This window comes from Pseudoalteromonas sp. S327, from assembly GCF_005886415.1.
GTDB classification, from domain to species: domain Bacteria; phylum Pseudomonadota; class Gammaproteobacteria; order Enterobacterales; family Alteromonadaceae; genus Pseudoalteromonas; species Pseudoalteromonas atlantica.
Genome location: NZ_PNDP01000047.1, coordinates 12,825 through 33,010 on the forward strand (window position 1 = coordinate 12,825; position 20,186 = coordinate 33,010).

22 protein-coding genes are annotated in these 20,186 nt (G+C 42.4%); 13 read left to right on the plus strand and 9 right to left on the minus strand.

Annotated features, from left to right (window positions below):
* Position 1: 1 nt before the first annotated feature.
* From fabR to leuD, 5 genes are all read left to right on the plus strand, one after another.
* Positions 2-622, plus strand: a complete 621-nt coding sequence (fabR, locus tag CWB60_RS14895) for an HTH-type transcriptional repressor FabR (protein WP_004589390.1) — start codon at positions 2-4, stop codon at positions 620-622.
* A 405-nt stretch (positions 623-1,027) separates the two neighbouring features.
* Positions 1,028-2,581 carry a 2-isopropylmalate synthase gene (gene leuA / locus CWB60_RS14900; protein ID WP_138579359.1) on the plus strand — a complete coding sequence of 518 codons (1,554 nt, stop codon included), beginning with the start codon at positions 1,028-1,030 and terminating at the stop codon, positions 2,579-2,581.
* Positions 2,578-3,654, plus strand: coding sequence for a 3-isopropylmalate dehydrogenase (leuB, locus tag CWB60_RS14905; RefSeq protein ID WP_004589388.1), 1,077 nt, complete (start codon positions 2,578-2,580; stop codon positions 3,652-3,654). The genes leuA and leuB overlap by 4 nt, the downstream gene beginning before the upstream one ends.
* Positions 3,655-3,708: 54 nt before the next feature.
* On the plus strand, positions 3,709-5,109 hold the full coding sequence (gene leuC, locus CWB60_RS14910; protein WP_138579357.1) for a 3-isopropylmalate dehydratase large subunit: 1,401 nt from the start codon (positions 3,709-3,711) through the stop codon (positions 5,107-5,109).
* Positions 5,109-5,708 carry a 3-isopropylmalate dehydratase small subunit gene (leuD, locus tag CWB60_RS14915; protein ID WP_004589386.1) on the plus strand — a complete coding sequence of 200 codons (600 nt, stop codon included), beginning with the start codon at positions 5,109-5,111 and terminating at the stop codon, positions 5,706-5,708. Before leuC ends, leuD begins: the two co-directional genes overlap by 1 nt.
* A gap of 83 nt (positions 5,709-5,791) precedes the next feature.
* Here the strand turns inward: leuD and CWB60_RS14920 are convergent, their stop codons facing one another.
* Entirely contained in the window at positions 5,792-7,303 is a 1,512-nt protein-coding gene (locus tag CWB60_RS14920) for a DUF3360 family protein (RefSeq protein WP_138579355.1), read from the minus strand.
* A 378-nt stretch (positions 7,304-7,681) separates the two neighbouring features.
* Between CWB60_RS14920 and CWB60_RS14925 the strand changes: the two genes are divergently transcribed.
* Positions 7,682-8,275, plus strand: a complete 594-nt coding sequence (locus tag CWB60_RS14925; RefSeq protein ID WP_138579353.1) for a hypothetical protein — start codon at positions 7,682-7,684, stop codon at positions 8,273-8,275.
* 1 nt (position 8,276) lies between these two features.
* Here the strand turns inward: CWB60_RS14925 and CWB60_RS14930 are convergent, their stop codons facing one another.
* Positions 8,277-8,651: a hypothetical protein gene (locus tag CWB60_RS14930; RefSeq protein ID WP_004589382.1), complete on the minus strand. Its 375-nt coding sequence runs from the start codon at positions 8,649-8,651 to the stop codon at positions 8,277-8,279.
* A 98-nt stretch (positions 8,652-8,749) separates the two neighbouring features.
* On the opposite strand from CWB60_RS14930, the gene CWB60_RS14935 reads away from it, so the two are divergent.
* A complete protein-coding gene (locus tag CWB60_RS14935) occupies positions 8,750-9,193 on the plus strand; it encodes a tellurite resistance TerB family protein (RefSeq protein WP_121638126.1) in 444 nt (147 codons plus the stop codon).
* A gap of 3 nt (positions 9,194-9,196) precedes the next feature.
* On the opposite strand, the gene CWB60_RS14940 is transcribed toward CWB60_RS14935, so the two are convergent.
* Complete coding sequence (locus CWB60_RS14940; RefSeq protein ID WP_029773331.1) at positions 9,197-9,763, minus strand: NADPH-dependent FMN reductase; 567 nt, start codon at positions 9,761-9,763, stop codon at positions 9,197-9,199.
* Between the two features lie 118 nt (positions 9,764-9,881).
* Between CWB60_RS14940 and CWB60_RS14945 the strand changes: the two genes are divergently transcribed.
* Entirely contained in the window at positions 9,882-10,781 is a 900-nt protein-coding gene (locus CWB60_RS14945) for a LysR family transcriptional regulator (RefSeq protein WP_004589379.1), read from the plus strand.
* Here the strand turns inward: CWB60_RS14945 and norR are convergent.
* Positions 10,774-12,330, minus strand: a complete 1,557-nt coding sequence (gene norR / locus CWB60_RS14950) for a nitric oxide reductase transcriptional regulator NorR (RefSeq protein ID WP_138579351.1) — start codon at positions 12,328-12,330, stop codon at positions 10,774-10,776. The genes CWB60_RS14945 and norR overlap by 8 nt on opposite strands.
* A 160-nt stretch (positions 12,331-12,490) precedes the next feature.
* On the opposite strand from norR, the gene CWB60_RS14955 reads away from it, so the two are divergent.
* From CWB60_RS14955 to hmpA, 3 genes are read left to right on the plus strand one after another with little or no spacing between them, the layout of a single operon-like run.
* Positions 12,491-12,760: a hypothetical protein gene (locus CWB60_RS14955; protein WP_054983355.1), complete on the plus strand. Its 270-nt coding sequence runs from the start codon at positions 12,491-12,493 to the stop codon at positions 12,758-12,760.
* Positions 12,760-13,992 (plus strand): NnrS family protein, encoded by a 1,233-nt coding sequence (locus CWB60_RS14960; protein WP_138579349.1) that lies wholly within the window; start codon positions 12,760-12,762, stop codon positions 13,990-13,992. Before CWB60_RS14955 ends, CWB60_RS14960 begins: the two co-directional genes overlap by 1 nt.
* A gap of 20 nt (positions 13,993-14,012) precedes the next feature.
* On the plus strand, positions 14,013-15,194 hold the full coding sequence (gene hmpA, locus CWB60_RS14965) for an NO-inducible flavohemoprotein (RefSeq protein WP_138579347.1): 1,182 nt from the start codon (positions 14,013-14,015) through the stop codon (positions 15,192-15,194).
* 60 nt (positions 15,195-15,254) lie between these two features.
* Here the strand turns inward: hmpA and CWB60_RS14970 are convergent, their stop codons facing one another.
* From CWB60_RS14970 to CWB60_RS14980, 3 genes are all read right to left on the minus strand, one after another.
* A complete protein-coding gene (locus CWB60_RS14970) occupies positions 15,255-15,623 on the minus strand; it encodes a hypothetical protein (protein WP_138579345.1) in 369 nt (122 codons plus the stop codon).
* On the minus strand, positions 15,623-17,242 hold the full coding sequence (locus tag CWB60_RS14975; RefSeq protein ID WP_138579343.1) for a S41 family peptidase: 1,620 nt from the start codon (positions 17,240-17,242) through the stop codon (positions 15,623-15,625). Before CWB60_RS14975 ends, CWB60_RS14970 begins: the two co-directional genes overlap by 1 nt.
* A 108-nt stretch (positions 17,243-17,350) precedes the next feature.
* Positions 17,351-18,010, minus strand: a complete 660-nt coding sequence (locus tag CWB60_RS14980; protein ID WP_138579341.1) for an endonuclease — start codon at positions 18,008-18,010, stop codon at positions 17,351-17,353.
* 126 nt (positions 18,011-18,136) lie between these two features.
* Between CWB60_RS14980 and CWB60_RS14985 the strand changes: the two genes are divergently transcribed.
* Complete coding sequence (locus CWB60_RS14985; RefSeq protein WP_138579339.1) at positions 18,137-18,487, plus strand: VOC family protein; 351 nt, start codon at positions 18,137-18,139, stop codon at positions 18,485-18,487.
* On the opposite strand, the gene CWB60_RS14990 is transcribed toward CWB60_RS14985, so the two are convergent.
* Together CWB60_RS14990 and CWB60_RS14995 are read right to left on the minus strand one after the other, a co-directional pair.
* Positions 18,462-19,178: a hypothetical protein gene (locus tag CWB60_RS14990; protein WP_138579337.1), complete on the minus strand. Its 717-nt coding sequence runs from the start codon at positions 19,176-19,178 to the stop codon at positions 18,462-18,464. The two genes, CWB60_RS14985 and CWB60_RS14990, sit on opposite strands and share 26 nt — an antisense overlap.
* Positions 19,179-19,321: 143 nt before the next feature.
* Positions 19,322-19,573 (minus strand): DUF7218 family protein, encoded by a 252-nt coding sequence (locus CWB60_RS14995; RefSeq protein WP_029773325.1) that lies wholly within the window; start codon positions 19,571-19,573, stop codon positions 19,322-19,324.
* 230 nt (positions 19,574-19,803) lie between these two features.
* On the opposite strand from CWB60_RS14995, the gene CWB60_RS15000 reads away from it, so the two are divergent.
* Positions 19,804-20,184, plus strand: coding sequence for a hypothetical protein (locus tag CWB60_RS15000; RefSeq protein WP_004589368.1), 381 nt, complete (start codon positions 19,804-19,806; stop codon positions 20,182-20,184).
* The last annotated feature ends 2 nt before the right edge of the window (positions 20,185-20,186 follow it).

A 20,186-nucleotide genomic window follows, 5' to 3' on the forward strand; every position in this document is an offset into this window, starting at 1 on the left:
GATGTCGGGTGTTAGAGCACAACAGAAACAAAAAACACGACAAGCCTTAATTGAGGCGGCATTTAATCAGCTTAGTGCTGATCATAGTTTTTCTAATTTAAGCTTACGCGAAGTTGCCCGCGAAGCCGGTATTGCCCCCACCTCTTTTTATCGCCACTTTAAAGATATGAACGAGCTAGGTTTAACCATGGTCGACGAAGCAGGCTTAACCCTTCGCCAGCTTATGCGTCAAGCTCGCAGACGTATAGCCAGTGGTGGTAGCGTAATAAATACCTCGGTTGTTACCTTTATGGAGTTTATTGATAACTCAAGCAACCAATTTAGATTACTGCTGCGAGAACGTTCTGGAACCTCAAAAGCCTTTAGAGCCGCCGTAGCTCGTGAGGTAAAGCACTTTATTTTAGAGCTTGCGCATTATTTAGAAAGCGAAACCAAGTGCGATTCGATCCACGCTTATATTCAGGCCGAAGCCATGGTAACACTGGTATTTAATGCCGGCGCTGAAGCACTTGATATAGAAGGTCAACAACGCGAAGAACTCATTGAGCGGGTTATTTGGCAGCTACGTTATATTACCCGCGGTGCAGGGCATTATATTCGTGAAACAAATAATCAGGTTTAGCTTAAAAAATTAGCAATAAGTTAATCTAAGCACGCAAGTTTACTCAACACATTAATTTAAGCTAAAAAGTGTAGCTGTGTGATTTATAAAACCTAAATATGCTATTTTTAGGTATATAAATTTCTTTAATGTGGGGTTTTTATTCCTTTGTTTGGAATATTTATGCTTGCACCAATTGCTTTGTAATGTTAAAAATAGGCCTCACTGAACACACACACAAGAAACAAGATGCAAAATATTCGTTTAATTACACTAAAACTTAACCTCTTACTGCTATGGTCAGTGAGCGGGGATTAGTGTGTTTGCATCGAGTTAAACACTAAAAACCCCGCAATTGCGGGGTTTTTTATTATCTCGCGGCTGGGATAAATTGAAATTTGGGTAACAGAGGAATGAGGGGCAGTTATGCAAGACAAAGATAAAGTATGGATTTTTGATACCACCTTACGTGATGGCGAGCAGGCACTTAAAGCAAGCCTTACAGAAGACGATAAAATTCAGCTAGCGCATACTATTAGCCGCTTGAACGTGGATGTGATGGAAGTGGGTTTTCCGGTTTCGAGCCCCGCTGATTTTCGCTCGGTGCAACGTATTGCAACCGAGGTTAAAGGCCCAATTATTTGTGGTTTAGCACGTTCAGTAGCAAAAGACATTGAAGCCTGTGGTGAGGCACTTCGCACGGCACAGCAAAGCCGTATTCATACTTTTATTGCCACAAGCCCTTTGCACCTTGAACACAAATTACGTATGAGCCTAGACGATGCAACGGCCATGGCGGTTAAATCAATTAAATTAGCGCGTAACTACACTGATGATGTTGAGTTTTCGTGTGAAGATGCAGGGCGTACGCCGTACTGGGATTTATGTAAAATTGTTGAGCAGGCAATTAACGCCGGTGCCTCTACTATTAATTTACCTGATACCGTTGGCTTTGTAACGCCAGACGAATACGCCGCAATGATCCGCCATTTAATGAATAACGTGCCGAATATAGATAAAGCGCGTTTAAGTGTACATTGTCATAACGATTTAGGTTTAGCTGTGGCTAACTCGGTAGCCGCGGTACAAGCCGGTGCTCGCCAAATTGAATGTACAATAAATGGTATTGGTGAGCGTGCGGGTAACTGCTCGCTTGAAGAAGTGGCGATGATCATGAAAATGCGCAAAGACCACTTAAACGTTCACACCGATATTAAAAGCGAAGAAATTTATCGCGCATCTCGCCAAGTGGCAAAAATATGCAATATGCCGGTACAGCCAAATAAAGCGATTGTGGGCGAAAACGCCTTTGCACATAGCTCGGGCATTCACCAAGATGGCGTATTAAAAGCGCAAAATACTTACGAGATTATGTCGCCAGAAAGCGTCGGTGTGCCAAATAACCAATTAAATATGACCTCGCGTTCGGGTCGCCATGTTATTGAGCACCGCTTAGAAGAGTTAGGTTATCAAAAAGCTGACTACGATATGGACAGCTTATACGAAAGCTTTTTAGCGTTAGCTGATCAAAAAGGTACCGTATACGATTACGACCTTGAAGCCATGATTTACTTTAATCAAATTAACGACAAAGACGAAAAATACCAATTAGAGTTTGTAAACTCAGCGTCTAACTCACAGTCGGTAGCCAGCTCTACCATTGGAATGTTAATTGATGGCGAAGCAAAACAAGAAGCTGCTACAGGTAATGGCCCTGTTGAAGCCTCATTTGCGGCTATTGAGCGCTTAACTGGTATGAGCGTTGAAATGATTGAATACAATTTAGAAGCCACTGGTCAAGGCGCAAGTTCGCTTGGTCAAGTAAACATTATTGCTAAATACGATGGTCGCCCTTATCACGGTGCGGGTATTGCTGCGGATGTGGTAGAGGCGTCGGTACGCGCCATGATCCGTGTTTACAACTTAATTTATCGTGCACAAAAAGTGTCTGATTTAAAACAACAAAGGAAAGCAGGATGAGTAAAACAAACTACAGCGTTGCCGTATTAGCAGGCGACGGTATTGGCCCAGAAGTAATGGCAGCAGCAGAGCAAGTACTTGATGCTGTAAGCAATAAGTTTGGTTTTACCCTGAACCGTCAGCATCATGCTATTGGTGGCGCAGCCATAGACGAATTTGGTGAAGCATTACCACCAAAAACGCTAAGCGCGTGTGAAAACGCCGATGCCATTTTATTTGGCTCGGTAGGTGGCCCAAAATGGGAAAACCTACCCCCTAATGAGCAACCTGAGCGTGCATCGCTTTTACCGCTTCGTAAGCACTTTGGTTTGTTTTGTAACTTACGCCCAGCACAGCTTTTACCAGCGCTTAGCGCAGCATCGCCATTACGTGCAGATATTAGCGAAAAAGGCTTTGATATTTTATGTGTACGCGAACTTACTGGCGGCATTTACTTTGGTGAAAAAGGCCGAAGCGGCGAAGGCGCTGAAGAAGCCGCATTTGATACACAAACTTACTCGCGTAAAGAAATTGAACGCATTGCCCGCTTTGCCTTTGAGGCAGCAAAATTACGTAGTAACCATGTAACGTCGGTTGATAAAGCAAACGTGCTTGCATCAAGCGTATTATGGCGTGAAGTCGTTACCGAAGTAAGCAAAGACTACCCAGAAGTCAGCCTAGATTACATATACGTAGATAACGCAGCTATGCAATTAGTTAAACAGCCTAGCCAGTTTGACGTACTACTTTGCGATAACTTATTTGGTGATATTTTGTCAGATGAGTGTGCAATGATCACAGGCTCAATGGGCTTATTACCATCGGCAAGCTTGAATCAATCGGGCTTTGGTTTGTATGAACCTGCTGGTGGCTCCGCTCCTGATATTGCAGGCAAAGGCGTTGCAAACCCGATTGCACAAATTTTAAGTGCTGCACTTATGCTACGTTACTCATTAGGGCAAGACGAAGCTGCGCGCACCATTGAAAAAGCCGTAGCCGAAGCCGTAGAAGCAGGCGTTGGCACGCCAGATATCTACCCACAAGGTGGATACAGCACAAGCGATGTGGCAGCTGCCATCGTTTCACGTATTTAATATATAAATCGCAGCACCGTTATGCTGCGACTTAACAAAGTAGGGAATTAGCAAGTGGCCCAAACGTTATACGACAAAATTTGGCAAGCACATACCGTTGCCAGCATAAACGAGCAAACTGATTTACTTTATATTGACCGTCATTTAGTACACGAGGTGACATCACCGCAGGCTTTTGCAGGCCTACGTGAAAAAAACCGTACGGTACGTTGCCCAGAAAAAACCTTTGCAACAATGGATCATAACGTATCGACTAAAAGCCGATCACTTGATGCCGCAAGCGAAGTCTCTAAAAACCAGTTAATGGCACTTGATGCTAACTGTAAAGAGTTTGGCATTGTACTTTACGATTTAAACTCAATTAACCAAGGCATAGTGCATGTAATGGGGCCTGAACAAGGTATTACCTTGCCTGGCACTACCATTGTATGTGGTGATAGCCATACCTCTACGCATGGCGCGTTTGGCGCATTAGCGCACGGTATTGGTACGTCTGAGGTTGAGCACGTATTAGCAACGCAAACGCTACAGCAAAAAAAGGCAAAATCGTTAAAAATTCAAATTAACGGTGTGCTTCGCCCAACTGTAACCTCTAAAGATTTAATTATGGCGGTTATTGGTAAGTTAGGTACAGCTGGCGGTACAGGTTATGTTGCTGAATTTTGTGGTGAAGGCATTGAAGCACTTTCAATGGAAGCCCGCATGACGTTATGTAACATGAGTATTGAAATGGGTGCAAAAGCAGGTTTAATAGCACCAGATCAAATTACGTATGATTACTTAAAAGGTCGCCCATTTGCACCTAAAGGCACTGACTTTGACGCCGCAGTTGAATACTGGGAAACCTTAAAATCAGATGAAGGCGCAGAGTTTGACTTGAGTGTTGAGCTTGAAGCTGACGACATTCAGCCGCAAATTACGTGGGGTACAAGCCCAGAGCAAGTAATTGGCGTTGATGAATGCATACCAGATCCTGACCAAGAACCAGATTTAATTAAAGCCGATGCTATACGCAGCGCACTTAGATACATGGACTTAAAAGCCGGCGATAAATTATCAAGCGCGAAAGTAGATACGGTCTTTATTGGTTCGTGTACTAATAGCCGTATTGAAGATTTACGTGCAGCGGCAAAAATTGTTGAAGGCAAGCAAGTAGTCGCAGGCATTGAAGCACTTATTGTACCGGGCTCTGGCCTTGTTAAAAAGCAAGCCGAAGACGAAGGCTTAGCCGATATTTTTAAAGCGGCAGGTTTTGAGTGGCGCGAGCCGGGCTGTTCAATGTGTTTAGCAATGAACGACGACCGCTTAGAAGCGGGCAAACGCTGTGCATCTACGTCTAACCGTAACTTTGAAGGCCGCCAAGGCCGTGGCGGGCGTACGCACTTAGTAAGCCCTGCAATGGCAGCCGCAGCTGCAATACATGGTCACTTTGTTGATATAAGAGGAGAAGCCTAATGAGCGTATTTTTTAGTGGCTTAATGGCCCCACTTGATAAAAACAATGTAGATACAGACCAAATTATTCCAAAGCAGTTTTTAACATCAACCAGCCGTGATGGTTTTGATGCAGCACTGTTTTACGATTGGCGTTACCTAGAAAACGGCGAACCAAATCCTGATTTTATTTTAAATCGCCCATGCTACCAAGGCGCGCAAATATTATTAACCCGCGACAACTTTGGTTGTGGCTCATCACGCGAGCATGCACCGTGGGCACTTAAGCAATATGGTTTTGAAGTAATTTTAGCGGAAAGCTTTGCTGATATTTTCTTTAATAACTGTGGCAACAACCAAATGCTAGCCATTGCGCTACCCGCTGATACGCTTGAGCAATTGTTTGTACTTAGTGAGCAACACGACGATATAAACATTCAAATCGATCTTGAAAACCAAACACTAACAAGCGATAAGTTTGCGCCAATTAGTTTTGATATTCGTAAAGACGTAAAAGAGCGTTTATTAAGTGGCTTAGATTTTATTGGTGTGACCGAAACGCTAAATCCACAAATTGATGCGTTTGAAAAACAACTTGCTGCTGAGCGCCCTTGGCAGTAACGAAAAGCAATTAATTACATATGAAAACAAAGCGCGGCTGAGTATATAAGCCGCGCTTTTTTTATGTTTAAGTTTTCTAATTATTAATGTCTAAAATCTGTCATTAGCGCAGGTATGCCTGGCAGCATACCAACAATAGCCATAACGGTAGTTAAAATAACAAACATAATTAGCGGAATAACCCAACGGCTCATTTTAGTTAAATTAGCACTGCGCTCTTTACAGCCAATTAAGCCTAAGTTATCAAGCAGCATAGTCAGTGACCAACCAAAAGCAGGGTTAACCAAGCTTGAGGCAAACACAACAATAGCGGCCGATTGCGTTGTTTTACCTTCGCGTGTCATTTCCATACCTGCTTCAAGCAGCGGAATAAACACACCTACAATAAGCGCAACACACAGCACGGGTTGCCAAATGGCTAAATCCATTGGGTAACCCCATAAACCTGCAATAATACAAAATACGGCTGTTAAAATGGCGCCCGCCGGAATAGGGCGTTTAGCAATAGCGGCAGGGACAATGTAAGTCCCCCACGATGAGGTAAAGTTAGCACCACCGGCCAGCGAGCCAAAGGTTTGTCTAACCGATGCGCTTAGCATGGTGTCGTCTATGTTCATTTGAACTTTTTCAGTGCGTTGCGGGTAACTAATTTTTTGAAATACTTGATGCCCTAAAAAATCCGGTGACCACATAGCCACAGCCAATACCGCAAACGGCAGCACAACCACAAAGCTTTCAAGCGTAGGTAAGCCAAGCATCCAGCCTGTGTTCTCGCCCCACCAATAAGCTGGGTTCATATTTGGTAAGCCCGGCGCAGTATTAAATTCAAACGGCGCACCGAGTGCAAATGCAACCACACCGCCAATAAGGCAGCTAAGCGGCACAGCTAACCAGCGCTTTTTAAAGTGCTCAAGTAACGCATACAATAGAATGGTCGCCAAAATAACAATAAATGCAATGTGCGCCATATCAATGGCCTCAGCCCATGCAAACAGCTTTTTAACCTGCGAAATTGTGCCAATAAAACCTAAATATATAAGTAAGCCCCCGCACACACCTTTACTGGTTAAGCGTGCCAGCAAGCTCCCTCCTTTGGTTATGGCTAAAATAAAGCCAAAGGCACCAATCAGTAAGCCAAACGCCATAGGATGGCCGCCAGCGGCAACCACAATAGGGATAAGAGGAATAAGTGGCCCATGAGTACCCGCTAAGTTAGCGGTAGGTAAGATAAAGCCTGAAAACAAAATAATAAAAATAGAAACAATCAGTAATTCATAGCGTACGTTTTCTAACACAAACGCATCGCTTAAACCTAGTGGCGCTGCAAAAGTAGCGGCAATAGCACCCACCATAACGACTTTACCAATGGTGCCCGCCATGGCAGGAATCGTGTCTTCAAATTCAAAGCGGTAGTCTCTAAATGGTAAATTAGGCCGCCAGCGCTTAGGCTGCATAATTTGCAGCTCGTGCTCTAGGTATTCGTCGCGGGTATTAAACTCTGAACTAGCTTTATGCTTATTTTGATAGCTGTTGGCATCATCTACGTGGGATGCGCTTGTTTTTTCTGGCTCGTTACCCTTTGGGGTTACTGACATAGTCCCTCCTGTTACTCGTTGCTTATTTATTAATACGGCTTTTGTTAAAGCAAATGAATAGTGAAGGAGCAGAGTAGATCAGCTTTTACTTAGGAATGTATAGGCAAAAGGTCGTGTATGGCGAAAAAGGTAGCCAATATACCAACAATCATTTATGTGTAGTTAAAAATAATTAATAAAACTCATTTATTAATCAAAGCATTATGTTCTTTCTGTGCAAGATGAAAGTGAATTTATTGCAGCTTTTTACACTATAAGCCATTAGTCTAATAACAAAGAAATTACTTATATTCAGCTGTTTTTAGCCACTTGTCGCAGCTATTTCCCATTATTAACTTAAACCGCTATGGTATTAAAAAACTATTATAAGAGTACTTTATGAAATTATTAACGGCAGCAACGTTATTACTTGCCTCATCAGCGGCTATCGCGCGTCCTGCGCCTTTGGTATCTATAGCAACACACGATGCGTTTTTTAATAATATAGCTGCGCATTGTGGTAAAGCGTTTGAGGGCAAAGTAAGCGTAGATAACGCAAAAGGCCCAAGCTCATTTGAGAATAAAAAACTAATTATGCATGTTCGTAAATGCACAGATAGCGAGCTACAAGTCCCATTTCATGTGGGAGATGATGCATCGCGTACATGGATCATTACTAAAACGGGCAGTGGTTTGAGCTTAAAGCACGATCATCGCCATGAAGATGGCAGCGACGATGTTTCAACTATGTATGGCGGTCATACTCTTGATGCGGGTTTTGCACAAATGCAGTCTTTCCCGGCCGATCAATACTCTAAAGAGTTATTTGTAGCACAAGGGATAGCACAGTCGGCAGGTAATACATGGCAAATGTATATTTATCCTGAGGTATTTACGTATCGGTTAATTCGCCAAGGGCGCGAGTTTAAGGTGGACTTTGATTTAACTAAACCAATTACTCCACCAGCAGCGCCGTGGGGCTACGAAAAATAAACTATTTTTCTTTTTTCTCGGGTGCGTCACATTGTAGTAAAACGTTTAATGGTGGTTGATAAGCGCGTGGTTTAGTAGGGAAACGTTCGTACTCTTGCACGCCTTCAAGCACTTTTAACATAAAGGTTCTGCCGCGGCATAGTCTGTCTGCGTGGCGCAATAAAAACATACTTTGATTAGCAAAGTGTTTGTAGTCGTCTGATTGTATTTCTATTTTATAGTTGTCTTCACCAATTTTGGTTTGGTAATAATGTACTTTGTTATCAAAGTCGTATGACTTTTCTTTTTCGCCCACTTCTGCAAAGGCGCTCCCTATACCAGAAAAGGCTAGCAATGCAGCGCCAACAACTAAATGCGGTGTGTATAAGCCTTTCATAAAAATGTATCCTTTAATTTGCGAACTTAATACCCATTAATAAAGCATTAAGTGCGATGTATTTAAGTTAAGTCTAACACCCAAAAAGAGAATATGTGATGTTCAAACAAATAAAACAACTGTTTGCCGCTTTTGACGAGCAACAGCCAAGCATAGAGCAGCATGATCTAAAAACAGCGGTTGCTGCGCTGCTTATTGAAGTAATGCGTGCTGATTCTAAGCTCGACCATAATGAACAACACACCCTGACTGTAACCTTAAAAAAATACTTTAATTTAACAGAATCTGAAGTTGATGAGCTCACCACGAATGCCGCTGGTAGCTTAGATGGGGCTATTGATTACTTTCAATTTTCTAAGCAGATTAACGATCACTGCAGTGCGGCGCAGCGCATTGAAATAATTGAGCTATTATGGCGATTGGCGTATGCCGATGGAGAGATAGACCCTCAAGAAGAGTATGTAATACGCAAAGTGGCTGGGCTTTTATATGTAGCGCACACCGATTTTATCGCTGCTAAATTAGCAGCGACACAATCGTAAAAATTAGCTTAATTTACTAGCAACAGAAACGAGCTGCTGCGTTAACACGCTAACTTTTTCTGCAGTGGTAGGGTCGCTAATTTTTCCATCTTCGTCAAATACAGTAAATGCTGATGGGATAGCGAGCTGATCGGCAAGTACTAACGAGCCAATCCCGCTTAAAATATCGCGTACATGGTTTAGGCCGCGCAAACCACCTAAACCACCCGGTGATGTAGCAAATAACGCCACTACTTTGTTGCGAAATGCGGGTACTGCGCCTTGCTCAGTACGTGACGCCCAATCAATTGCATTTTTAAGTGCAGCAGTAATTGAGCCGTTGTACTCTGGGCTTGCTAGTAAAATACCATCAGCATTACGCAGTTTATCTTTCAATAGTTGTGCATCGGTAGGTGTGCCTTGCGCTTCAATGTCTTCGCTAAATAATGGCAAATTTAACTCGGCGAGTGTAATTACTTCCACTTCAGCACCGGTTTGCAGAGCAAAACGAGCTGCTTCGTTAATGAGTTTTTGGTTAAAGCTATCTTTACGCAGGCTACCCGCGAGCGCGATAATTTTTGGTGCTGACATAATTTAGACCTTTTTATTGGTTGGGTATGACACTAATGTAGCAAATTTTTGCTTGTAGAAAACCCGAATAAACGCAACACTTATGTGCGTATATGCACATAAGTAGAAGGCGGGTAGCGTGGCAATAAAATTTGACGACTGGCAAGACGTAAAAGTTGCCTTTGAAGTGGCAAGGCTAGGTACTTTGACCGCCGCAGCAGAGGCATTAAGTGTGCACCATAGCACAGTGTTGAGACGCATAAATAACTTAGAGAAAAACTTAAATGTACGGTTATTTCATCGCCATGCGCGCGGATATAAAGTAACCGAAAGCGGGGCAAAATTATTTGAAACCGCACAAGCGATAGATAACTCACTCGAAGGTTTACATAATGCCATTGCCGCAGCCGATAGTGAGCTCAGAGGGAGCTTGTTACTGACTACCGTAAGTGGTTTTATGGATATGCTAAGCAACGTGTGTGAGCAGTTTCAAACATTGCATCCGCAAGTGCAGCTAGAAGTGATTTTAGAGCAAAAGCGCCTAAGGCTTGACCACGGACAAGCCCATATAGCAATACGTGTAGGCCCTAAACCTGATGAAGGCGACTATATAGCGCAGCACTTAGCTAAGCTATCGGCCGGCCTATATGCCCACAAACGTTATATTGCTAAACACGGCATGCCAAAAACCTTAGATGACTTAAAGCAGCATAATTTTATATCGGGTATTGCGGGGTTTAATGCGCGTGTACCGTACTTTAGCTGGGTTGATGAGTTTATTCCTCAGTCGCAAATTAAATTAAGAGTATCAGAAACCTCAGAAGCGGCGCGCGCGGTTATTAAAGGCTTAGGCATAGGGGGGTTGCATCAAAGCGCGATAGAAAATAACCCCGACGTAGTGCCTATATTGCACGACAAATTACATTGGGAGTTTGACTCTTGGTTGGTTACTCACCATTTAGTACACCGCACGGCCAAAGTGCAAGCCTTTGCTGCGTTATTAAAAACCTACTTTAGTAACATGCCACACGTTAAATAGTTTTTTTAACTTTAATGCCTAAGCGTTTGGCAAGCCTAACTAGGTTGGCTCTGTCGAGTTCAAGGGTTCGTGCAGTAGCTGCCCAATTATAATTATGCTGTTTTAATTGCTCGGTAATAACCGTAAATTGCAAAGATTCAACGGCCTGTTTTAAGGGCTGATTCCAGGCAGTGTGAATGGTTTTTTGCGTGTTAACTTGTACTGTATTACTTAGCTGTGGGGTTAAATCGCAGTGCTCGCTTGTAATTGTTATTATTGGGTTTTGCCACTGGCTTTGCTTAGCTTTTAATGCGCTGCGGCTAATAACATGCTCAAGCTCGCGTACATTACCAGGCCAACTGTATTGGTTGAGCAATACTTGCGCTTCAGTGCTTAGCTTTAATTGTTTAATACCTAATTTACGGGCAGTTTGTTCAATAAAATAACCAGCCAATAAAGTTATGTCGTGCTCGCGTTTATTAAGTGGCGGCACGGTAATAGGGTAAACACTTAGCCGGTGATATAAATCGGCTCTAAAGCGGCCTTGCGCTACCTCATGTTTTAAATCACGATTAGTGGCTGCTATTACCCTTACATCCACATATTTTGGCGTGTCTTCTCCTACTGTTTGTATTTCACCACTTTGCAACACCCGTAATAGTTTGCTTTGCATAGCCAATGGTAGCTCGCCAATTTCGTCTAAAAATAACGTGCCACCATCAGCTAACTGAAACTTACCTTGGCGGGCATTTTGTGCGCCAGTAAATGAGCCTTTGGCGTGGCCAAAAAACTCACTCTCTGCAAGGTTTTCGGGGAGTGAGGCACAATTTAAGTGAATCAGCGGTTGATCTTTTCGGGCAGAATTTAAGTGAATATTACGCGCTACTAGCTCTTTCCCTACGCCCGTTTCTCCTAACACCAATACACTAAAATTAGAGGCCGCTACGAGTTTTATTTCATTTTTAAGCGTTTGCATTACAGGGCTTTGGCCAATAATTTCGCCGCCATCGCGAGTAAGCGCATCACGCGTTAGCGCTTGTACAAGGGCGTTTGAATGCTGTGCATGGTGTTTGTAATGGGCAAGCTCCAGGGCTGTTTTAAAATGCGCACTGCACAGTGTTTGTAAGGTACTGAGTGTATCTGCGCTAATTCTGCTAAAGGCATTTGCGTTTAAGCTATCGAATGTAAGCACGCCTAGCAAAGTGCTTTTATCGTAAAGGGGTAAACCTAAGCAAGCATGCACAGGAATATCGCCCGTTTTGGCCAGCAGCAGGCCGTCGTATGGGTCGGGCAGGGGGCAGTCGTGTGCAAACTGTAATGCGTGGTTTGCACTACAAATGGCCGCTAATCGAGGGTGCTCTGCTATTTTAAAGCGCCTACCAAGGCTATCGGGCATCAGACCTTTGATGGCTAAGGGCTTAAGTTGCTCGCCCTGCACCACAAGTAATGCACTGGCATTACTAGGTATTGCACGTTCAACCGTTGCCAATAATTGATCAAAGCTGTGCTCGTGCAGCGTGCTTTGGGCAAGCTCTAAAGCCACTTGGGTAAGGTTGAATTGTTGGTTCATGTCAAAATGACCTATTCGTGTTTTTATGATTTAAATTAGAGTGTGTCATAAAGACTCAATTTGTAAAGTGTTTATATTTAACTTACTGAATATTAGTGTTTTATTTTATTGGCACACTATGTGTAATAGCTAAGTAACGTTAATGGTTGCTGAGGTAGTTATGAACACACTTACACTAAATAATGTAAACAACCAGGTTGAGTTAGGCGCATTTTTTAAATCGCTATTATTTACTGCTAATGCAGTATTAGGGCTTAGCGCTATTTGTATGGTTGTGAGCATTTTAATTAGTTACCCGTACGCAGAGCACTTTTCGATGCAGGTACAAATATCAGCGCATATTAGTACGATTGTAGTGGCAGCTATTTTAAAAGTTAGTTATGTGCTGCGTTGTGTTGCGCAACATGGTTTAGGGCAGGAAGTACGCTAATGCGCCCACTAAATTTAACAGAGCCAATGCCAGCGCACATAGCTATTCATCACGTAACAAAATGGCCGTTATGGATGCTTGCATTTAGACCCTACTTTTTAGCAGGCGGTTTGCTGGCACTTTTATCGATAGGGTATTGGTTACTTATTTTAACGGGCTATGCTAGTTGGCACTTAACCATGCCAGCCACACTTTGGCACGCGCACGAAATGCTATTTGGCTTTGCAGGAGTGGTAGCAGTCGGTTTTTTACTTACGGCGGCACAAAATTGGACGGGCGTTGAAAGTATAAGTGGCAAAGCACTTATGCTACTTACTTTTGTATGGATAAGTGCTCGTTTAGCATTTTTTATAAAGCTGGCTGATTTTGCTAATGCTAATTTATGGCTTGTTACTTTGCTACAGCTAGCATGGTGGCTTGGGGCAATTACGGCACTGGCTAATATGCTATTAACAGCACGCAGTAAAAATAATTACCCGTTTTTAGTTATTTTAAGCGTGTTGTGCGCCCTTAATACTCTTTATTTACTCCTTGTTTTAAATAACAACATGCAGCTTGCATTAGCTGTGGTTGACACTGCGGTACTGGTTGTCAGTTTACTGGTCGGCATTGTAGCAGGGCGGGTTATTCCTTTTTTCACAGCTAAAGGCTTAGCGCTTAGCGAGCAAGTACGCACTCCTAAAATTGATAAAGCACTGCTGTATTTATCAATATTGGCAATTACTTTATTTTTTATTAGTAAATTATTTTTAAGCTCAATTAGCCCTGCATTCATTGTTGCAATAGTGGCTGTGCTTCACTTAATTCGCGCAAAACTTTGGTGGCATACAAATGTGCTAAAAGTGCCTTTATTATGGTCTTTGCATTTTTCTTATTTTGCTTTAGGTGTTGGCTTAATGATGATTGCACTGAGCTTTTACACAAGCGTAATACCCTTCAAAGATGCGCTCCACCTTATCACTATTGGCACAATAGGGATGATGATTTTAGCCATGATGACCCGTGTATCGCTAGGCCATACAGGGCGTACGCTTAATACACCTAAATATATATCTGTTGCTTTTGCGCTTGTGCTGGTGGCAGCTATTACTCGCTCCATACTCCCCTTAATTATTGGGCCACACTTTGCTTGGCAGATCAGTGCCTTGCTGTGGTTAGTGGCTTTTTTGTTATTTTTAATTTACTGCACACCTATATTAACGCGCCGTCGTGTTGATGGGCGCCGTGGTTAGTTTACCTACAGGACTACATTATGTTATCTGATAAAACCATTGAGATTGTTAAAAGCACTGTTCCGTTATTAGCACAGGCCGGCACGGTTGTGACCGATCATTTTTATAAGCGACTATTTAGCCATAACCCAGAGCTTAAAAATATTTTTAATATGAGCAACCAAAACACCGGGCGCCAGCAATTTGCTTTGTTTAACGCCTTAGCGGCATACGCCCAAAATATTGATAACTTAGCGGTGTTAAAAGAGGCATTAGCGCGCATTAACCATAAGCACACCAGTTTAAATATTTTACCAGAGCACTACCCCATTGTTGGTGATCACTTAATTGGCACCTTAAAAGAGCTAATACCAGAGCAGTTTACGCCGGATGTAGAATACGCTTGGCGTGAAGCTTACGCACTGCTTGCTGATATTTGTATTACCGAAGAAGCGGCTTTATATGAGCACAGTAAAAATAAACACGGTGGTTGGACGGGCACGCGCCAATTTGAAATAACCAATAAACAGGTTGAATCAGCACTCGTAACAAGTTTTACACTAACGCCTATAGATGGCAAAGCGGTGATTACCCATAAACCAGGCCAGTATTTAGGGATTAAAGTTAAACCAGAGGGCGCTGAATATGAAGAAATTCGCCAGTATTCTATTTCACAAAAAGCCAATGGTAAAAACTACCGTATTAGCGTTAAAAAAGAGCTACAGCCAAAGCCTGGCATGGTGTCTAATTATTTACACTCACTAGCTCAAGGCGACGTAGTTGAACTGTACCCGCCTGCAGGAGATTTCTTTTTACGAAATAGTAAAAATCCAGCGGTACTTATTTCAGCAGGTGTTGGGCAAACCCCAATGCTTGCGATGCTCGAAACGCTATTAAGCGATAACCCTAAGCAAAATATTATGTATTTACATGCGTGCGAAAATACGCAGCAGCACTCGTTTGCACACTATTTAAATGAATTAAGTACGGCTTATAACAGCTTGCAAACTATTACGTGGTTTAATCAAAGTAGTGAAGGGGCTGGTTTTACAGGGTTAATGGACTTAACTGCCGTAAAAACACAGTTACCTCTTACAAATGGCGATTTTTACTTATGTGGCCCCGCTGGGTTTATGGCGTTTGTGAAAAGCCAGTTACTGGCACTAGGTGTTAAAAACGAGCATATTCATTACGAAGTGTTTGGTCCGCATCAAGACTTATAAACCAAGGGAAAAACGATAAAGGCACACAGCATAAATGCTGTGTGCCTTTTTAATAGTATTTTATTGTGCTTTACAACTTACGTTTTTAAGCTCAATAGACATATCTTTTTTAGGATAATAAAGCACGCACTGCTTGCCGATTATTTGTAAAACAAACTTTTCTGGCTTGATATTATGCGCGCCCATTATGGGCATACCATTTGAGTCTTTACTATTTCCATGGCTTAGTAATAGCTCGCTGCGTTTAGTAAAAACGGTGTCGGCCAGTGTAACTAGTGTGCCGCCCTTCGCTTTTATAATCGCTTGCTGGAGCGTGGCTATAACGCCTGGGTTTACCTCGGTTAGTAGTGCAGGCTTAGCAGTGGCATTACTCATACTGTTACAGCCTCCAATAAATAATAAGCTTAATATTGCCAGTAGTTTAGCCATTACTTATCCTTATTTAACGTAGGCCAGGTTAAATCCATATTGCCACGGTTAACGTTATTAGGTGCGTTCAAAGGTAATAGCTGCTTGCTATCGCCAGCAGCGCTTTGTACTTGTGTTTTAATACTTGCAGAGGCGGTGCTAACAGGGCACGTGCCGTTATTATCAATATGATAAAGCGCAGTAGAGAGTATCCCTTCGTTTGGATCGCCTAATTGATTATCAAAGTCGTCACTGACTACACAGCCTTTTACATCAGCATCAAACTGCGGTGTAGGCGTTGGCGTAAAGCCTGCTGCATATTCACCAAACCCTTTACTGTTAATACCGCTAAATTGAATGGTGTAATAGGTGGTGCCACAGTTATGTGTTGGGGTAAAGCCGTATGGTTTACCGCAGGTTGTGTCGCCAATGAGCACTACCTCGGCGTCAATGCCTTTTAAGCCATTAATAAAGGCTTCTGATGCCGAACACGTACCCGATGTACTAAGCACATACACCTTAGATAGGTTTAAATCGGGGAGGCTTTCGCCAGTGCTAAAAAAAGTTGAGTAATCAATTTCTTCATCTATGAACGGAAAAGGCGACTCTACCGGTTGTTTATCGTTTTGCTGAGTTTGGTAATAAATACGGTTTTGAATGTTGGCGCTGCCCGCCACCATGTAAGCCAGCTGCGAAGAAAGCGCTAATAAACCGCCTCCGTTATATCTAAAGTCGATAACAAGCTCTTCCACGTTATCGGTTTTAAATTTATTAACGGCAGCAATTAAGCCTTCTTGGGCAATACCTATATGGCTATTAAACTGCATGTACCCTACGCTAGTGCCATTTGCAGTGGTAATGGTTTTTACGTTTTGAACAGGCGTTTGCTCTATGTTGCCGGCAGTTACGTTAAAGGTTTTTTCACCGCCATCGTTACTGCGCACAACGATGGTGTGCGAGTCGCCATTAGTAGGGCTAAATAAGCCTTCGTTTAAGGTATCTACGCCTGCTTGTGTGCTGGTATTAATGCTTACGCCATCAACTTCAAGTACGGTATCGCCACGTTGAAAACCAATTTGGCTTGCTGGTGAGTCGTCTTCTAGGTAGGCAACACGTAAAATTCTATCAGCTGGGTCGCCAATAAATGCCCAATTTATACCATAGCCTGAGGTTACCCCTGATTGCGCTTCTTGAAAGTAGTCCTCAGAAGGCTCTGAAAAATGAAAATTATCTTTTTTATCACCAGAGTCGGTTAGTTCTTCGGTTTTTAGTTGGGCAAAATAATCGGCCACTGTAGCAAAGTTTTCAGGGTCGTTATCAGCTATTTCATCATACCAAAGGTAGGTTTCGTCGCTCCACGAGCGAAGCCAAAGCTTTTCGTAAAGGGCCGAACCCGCTTGGTCTGGGTAAGGCGCATTATTATTAAACGGATCGTTACCTGTGCGTGGGTTTTCGCAAAAGTTTTTTAACTCCTCCGATGGCTCAAATACACCTGCCGTCCATGTTGGGGCTGTACTTGCAGGAGGTGTGACGACTGGGTCGGGCGTTTCATTCATGCTGCTACCACCGCCACAGCCAACAAGCGTTAGGCCTGAAAGTGCAGCAATAATAGCGAGTGTTGCTTTATTATTTTTAAACATACAAAACTACTTTTTGTAAATAAGTTGTTTAAAATACTACAACACCCGCTCATTTATTCAACGTATTAGCCCCTAAATTATGTAAATGAGTGTATACACTTAGGTGTGCTACAGCTTACTTGCGCTGCTTTTATCTGCAAATGCTTGTTTTTGCCAGGCATCAAATAGTTTTTGTTGTTTAGCTGATATTTTTAAGCCGTATGTTTTTTGCATATAGGCGTAGGTGTCGGCAATGCGCTTACGGGCATAAAAAGGAGGCTCTACAACGCGTTGTTTAAAATTAACCTTTACTTGGCAGCGGCCATATTGGGTAGCGTTTTCGCTAAGCATACCAAAGCGATAGTTAGAGCGATCTGCGTTAATTTCGCCAATAGCAGGGGCTAAATTGTTTATATCGGCTTCCATTTTTCTAAATTTAGCACTGACCTTGCGACAGTTTTTACGACCACCGTTTTGCCAGCATTGTAGCTGGTGACCAAATTCCCACGCCGACACTATATGCTCCCACTCTATACGCAGTGCACGTACATTAACCTTGCCAGAGGAAGTTAACGTATTACGCGGAATATAACCACAGTTGCTAGGGTCGGGGATTAGCTTTTTACCTTGTTTTTTAATGTCGCAGCCGCAGTAAAGGCTTTTGGCGTTTTCGGGTAGGGTTTTAATTAAGTGCCTTTTAGCCGTTGAAAAGCGGGTAAATTCTTCACTCGATGCAGAAAAACAAATACAACAAGCCACAAAGGCCAAAATAAATTTAAGCATATCCATCACATACGTGAACTACAGGAGGCGCTAGTCTAAAGTTTTGCTGCTAAAAGATAAAGCCTGAACAAATTTTAATCCGCAATGCTTAGTACACTCTATACTGATATAAAAAATAGCGAGGAGATGACTATGCTAGGTGCTTTTTCAATAAGTTTAACGGTTAAAGATATTAGAGCCTCAAAAGCGTTTTACGAAAAGCTGGGCTTTAGCGAGTTTGCAGGTGAGATAGAGCAAAATTGGCTAGTGATGAAAAACGGTGAACATTTAATTGGTTTGTTCTCGGGTATGTTTGATAAAAACATGCTGACCTTCAATCCTGGCTGGGATCAAAACGCACAAACCGTTACAGAGTTTAAGGATGTTGATACGCTTAGCGAATATTTTCAAAACGCTCATATCCAGGTTGAACCTGTGGGTGATAAAAGCTTTATTATTACAGACCCAGACGGCAACCCTATTTTGATTGACCAACACGTGTAAGTTTTTTTAGCCTAACGTTTTGTATTAATAAAATAATACCGCATAAACAAAATAGTACGCTGGTGGCTGCAAAACTGATGAGGAGCGGGTTGTTAAAATCTTCTCGCTCGTCGTAATCCATTATGTGTAGCATCCAAAAAAAGTCGAATATGCGCCATAGTGTGCTGCGAACGCTGATAACTTTGCCGTTAATTGCATTTAAATACAGCGTAGTATTAAAGGTGTCGTTAAATTGTACTTGCCACACATTTTTTTTGTATCCCACCTCTCGAGTGCCTTGTTTTAAAAGTGTAGTGCTAATTGGCTTAGCGTCGATGAGTAAATGCGCTTGTGCATTAGCGGTAATTTGTATTTTAGTGGGTGGCTGAAAAGGGCGGCCCGTTAAACCATTAAAGCTTTGCTGCTCGTCAGTATTAATAACAGTAATAAGCGGGGTCGTTAAAAAGTGCTCAAACACTATTTGCGTGGGGTTAGGCACTTGCGCAGTAATATTATCGAGTGATGTGGGGTAGTCTGCTTGAGTAAATGGGTTTGTAAGTGTGCGCTTAGCAAGGTGCTTACCGTGTACGTATTCAAGTGGTATCGCGCTCATTACTAAGCCGCCTAAAAGCCAAGCTAAAATTTGTAAGGCAAGTAAATAGCCTAGCCACTTATGTAGTTTTCGAGCGCGTTTAAATAGTTGTTTTCTCATTTTGTGCTTCTTATTATTTTTAGCGTTAGTGTATTACAGCAGCCCATGCTTTTACTGCGGCATTTTGTCGCAGTTATTCATAAGCTTACTCTAACTTTATAAAAATAATAAAAAGGAGCGGTAAAAAATCAGTGAGGCTGTGTTTAATGCTCACGTAAGGCATTTATTAGCCCTTGTTTACTCATTTTAGAGCGGCCACTAATGCCGAGCTCTTTAGCTTTATTGTACAGCTGCTTTTTAGTGCGCTGCTCATACTTTGAGGCTTTGCCGCCTTTGACAGCGGTTTTATGAGTATTGCTATTAGCAATGCGCGCGGCTTTTTGTTTGCTCATTCCTTCATCTCGAAGCGCATCGTACTGATCGTCGTTTTTAATTTGCGGGCCATGATCTACCATAATTTCTCTCCTGAAGCGTTTAATTACACAGTGTGTGTATAACTTTATACATAAACGGTAAAATTAAGCGTAACTAGCCTAACCCGTTTTATAAGGCAAATTAGGTGCCAATGGCGTTTAAACAGGTATTTTCTATTAATAAAGCCATGTTTAGCGCTTAGTTGATTTGGTATAAAAGTAAAACTGCGTTAAAGTTTGCGATGAAACTATAAGAGGGTAAAAAGCAGACAATGTCGGAAATTCAATTTTTAAATGTAGATCTAGAGCTTGAGTCTAAACAAGATATTAGCGCCCTAGTGGCAGACTTAAAGAAAAACGCGATGGTTTTGCATTATGACAAAGACGAATATCGTCAATTGGCGCGTATTGAAGCCTCAGGTGATATAACCACGCCAGACAAAGCAATCAACCACTTATGTGAATTAATAGAGTCGTGTTCACGTAATGCGCTTAAGCAGTGGCTAAGCTGTTCGCGCAGAACGTTTGATATAGGCTTTGAGTCGGGCACGTCACCTAAGTGTTTTAACCAAGCTCTACATGCAGATACACTGCTACGTATATCTGCCATTGGCGCTGGGATGGAAATAACGATTTACCCTATCGAAAAGTAGCC

Bases quoted from the DNA above. Each gene is read 5' to 3' on its own strand.
- CWB60_RS14925 (WP_138579353.1), top strand. From the start codon at position 7,682: ATGAAATTATTAACGGCAGCAACGTTATTACTTGCCTCATCAGCGGCT.
- norR (WP_138579351.1), bottom strand. From the start codon at position 12,330: ATGAACCAACAATTCAACCTTACCCAAGTGGCTTTAGAGCTTGCCCAA.
- CWB60_RS14920 (WP_138579355.1), bottom strand. From the start codon at position 7,303: ATGTCAGTAACCCCAAAGGGTAACGAGCCAGAAAAAACAAGCGCATCC.
- leuA (WP_138579359.1), top strand. From the start codon at position 1,028: ATGCAAGACAAAGATAAAGTATGGATTTTTGATACCACCTTACGTGAT.
- leuB (WP_004589388.1), top strand. From the start codon at position 2,578: ATGAGTAAAACAAACTACAGCGTTGCCGTATTAGCAGGCGACGGTATT.
- CWB60_RS14985 (WP_138579339.1), top strand. From the start codon at position 18,137: ATGCTAGGTGCTTTTTCAATAAGTTTAACGGTTAAAGATATTAGAGCC.
- CWB60_RS14940 (WP_029773331.1), bottom strand. From the start codon at position 9,763: ATGTCAGCACCAAAAATTATCGCGCTCGCGGGTAGCCTGCGTAAAGAT.
- CWB60_RS14930 (WP_004589382.1), bottom strand. From the start codon at position 8,651: ATGAAAGGCTTATACACACCGCATTTAGTTGTTGGCGCTGCATTGCTA.
- CWB60_RS14970 (WP_138579345.1), bottom strand. From the start codon at position 15,623: ATGGCTAAACTACTGGCAATATTAAGCTTATTATTTATTGGAGGCTGT.
- leuD (WP_004589386.1), top strand. From the start codon at position 5,109: ATGAGCGTATTTTTTAGTGGCTTAATGGCCCCACTTGATAAAAACAAT.
- CWB60_RS14975 (WP_138579343.1), bottom strand. From the start codon at position 17,242: ATGTTTAAAAATAATAAAGCAACACTCGCTATTATTGCTGCACTTTCA.
- CWB60_RS14990 (WP_138579337.1), bottom strand. From the start codon at position 19,178: ATGAGAAAACAACTATTTAAACGCGCTCGAAAACTACATAAGTGGCTA.
- CWB60_RS15000 (WP_004589368.1), top strand. From the start codon at position 19,804: ATGTCGGAAATTCAATTTTTAAATGTAGATCTAGAGCTTGAGTCTAAA.
- CWB60_RS14995 (WP_029773325.1), bottom strand. From the start codon at position 19,573: ATGGTAGATCATGGCCCGCAAATTAAAAACGACGATCAGTACGATGCG.
- fabR (WP_004589390.1), top strand. From the start codon at position 2: ATGTCGGGTGTTAGAGCACAACAGAAACAAAAAACACGACAAGCCTTA.
- CWB60_RS14980 (WP_138579341.1), bottom strand. From the start codon at position 18,010: ATGGATATGCTTAAATTTATTTTGGCCTTTGTGGCTTGTTGTATTTGT.
- hmpA (WP_138579347.1), top strand. From the start codon at position 14,013: ATGTTATCTGATAAAACCATTGAGATTGTTAAAAGCACTGTTCCGTTA.
- CWB60_RS14960 (WP_138579349.1), top strand. From the start codon at position 12,760: ATGCGCCCACTAAATTTAACAGAGCCAATGCCAGCGCACATAGCTATT.
- CWB60_RS14935 (WP_121638126.1), top strand. From the start codon at position 8,750: ATGTTCAAACAAATAAAACAACTGTTTGCCGCTTTTGACGAGCAACAG.
- CWB60_RS14955 (WP_054983355.1), top strand. From the start codon at position 12,491: ATGAACACACTTACACTAAATAATGTAAACAACCAGGTTGAGTTAGGC.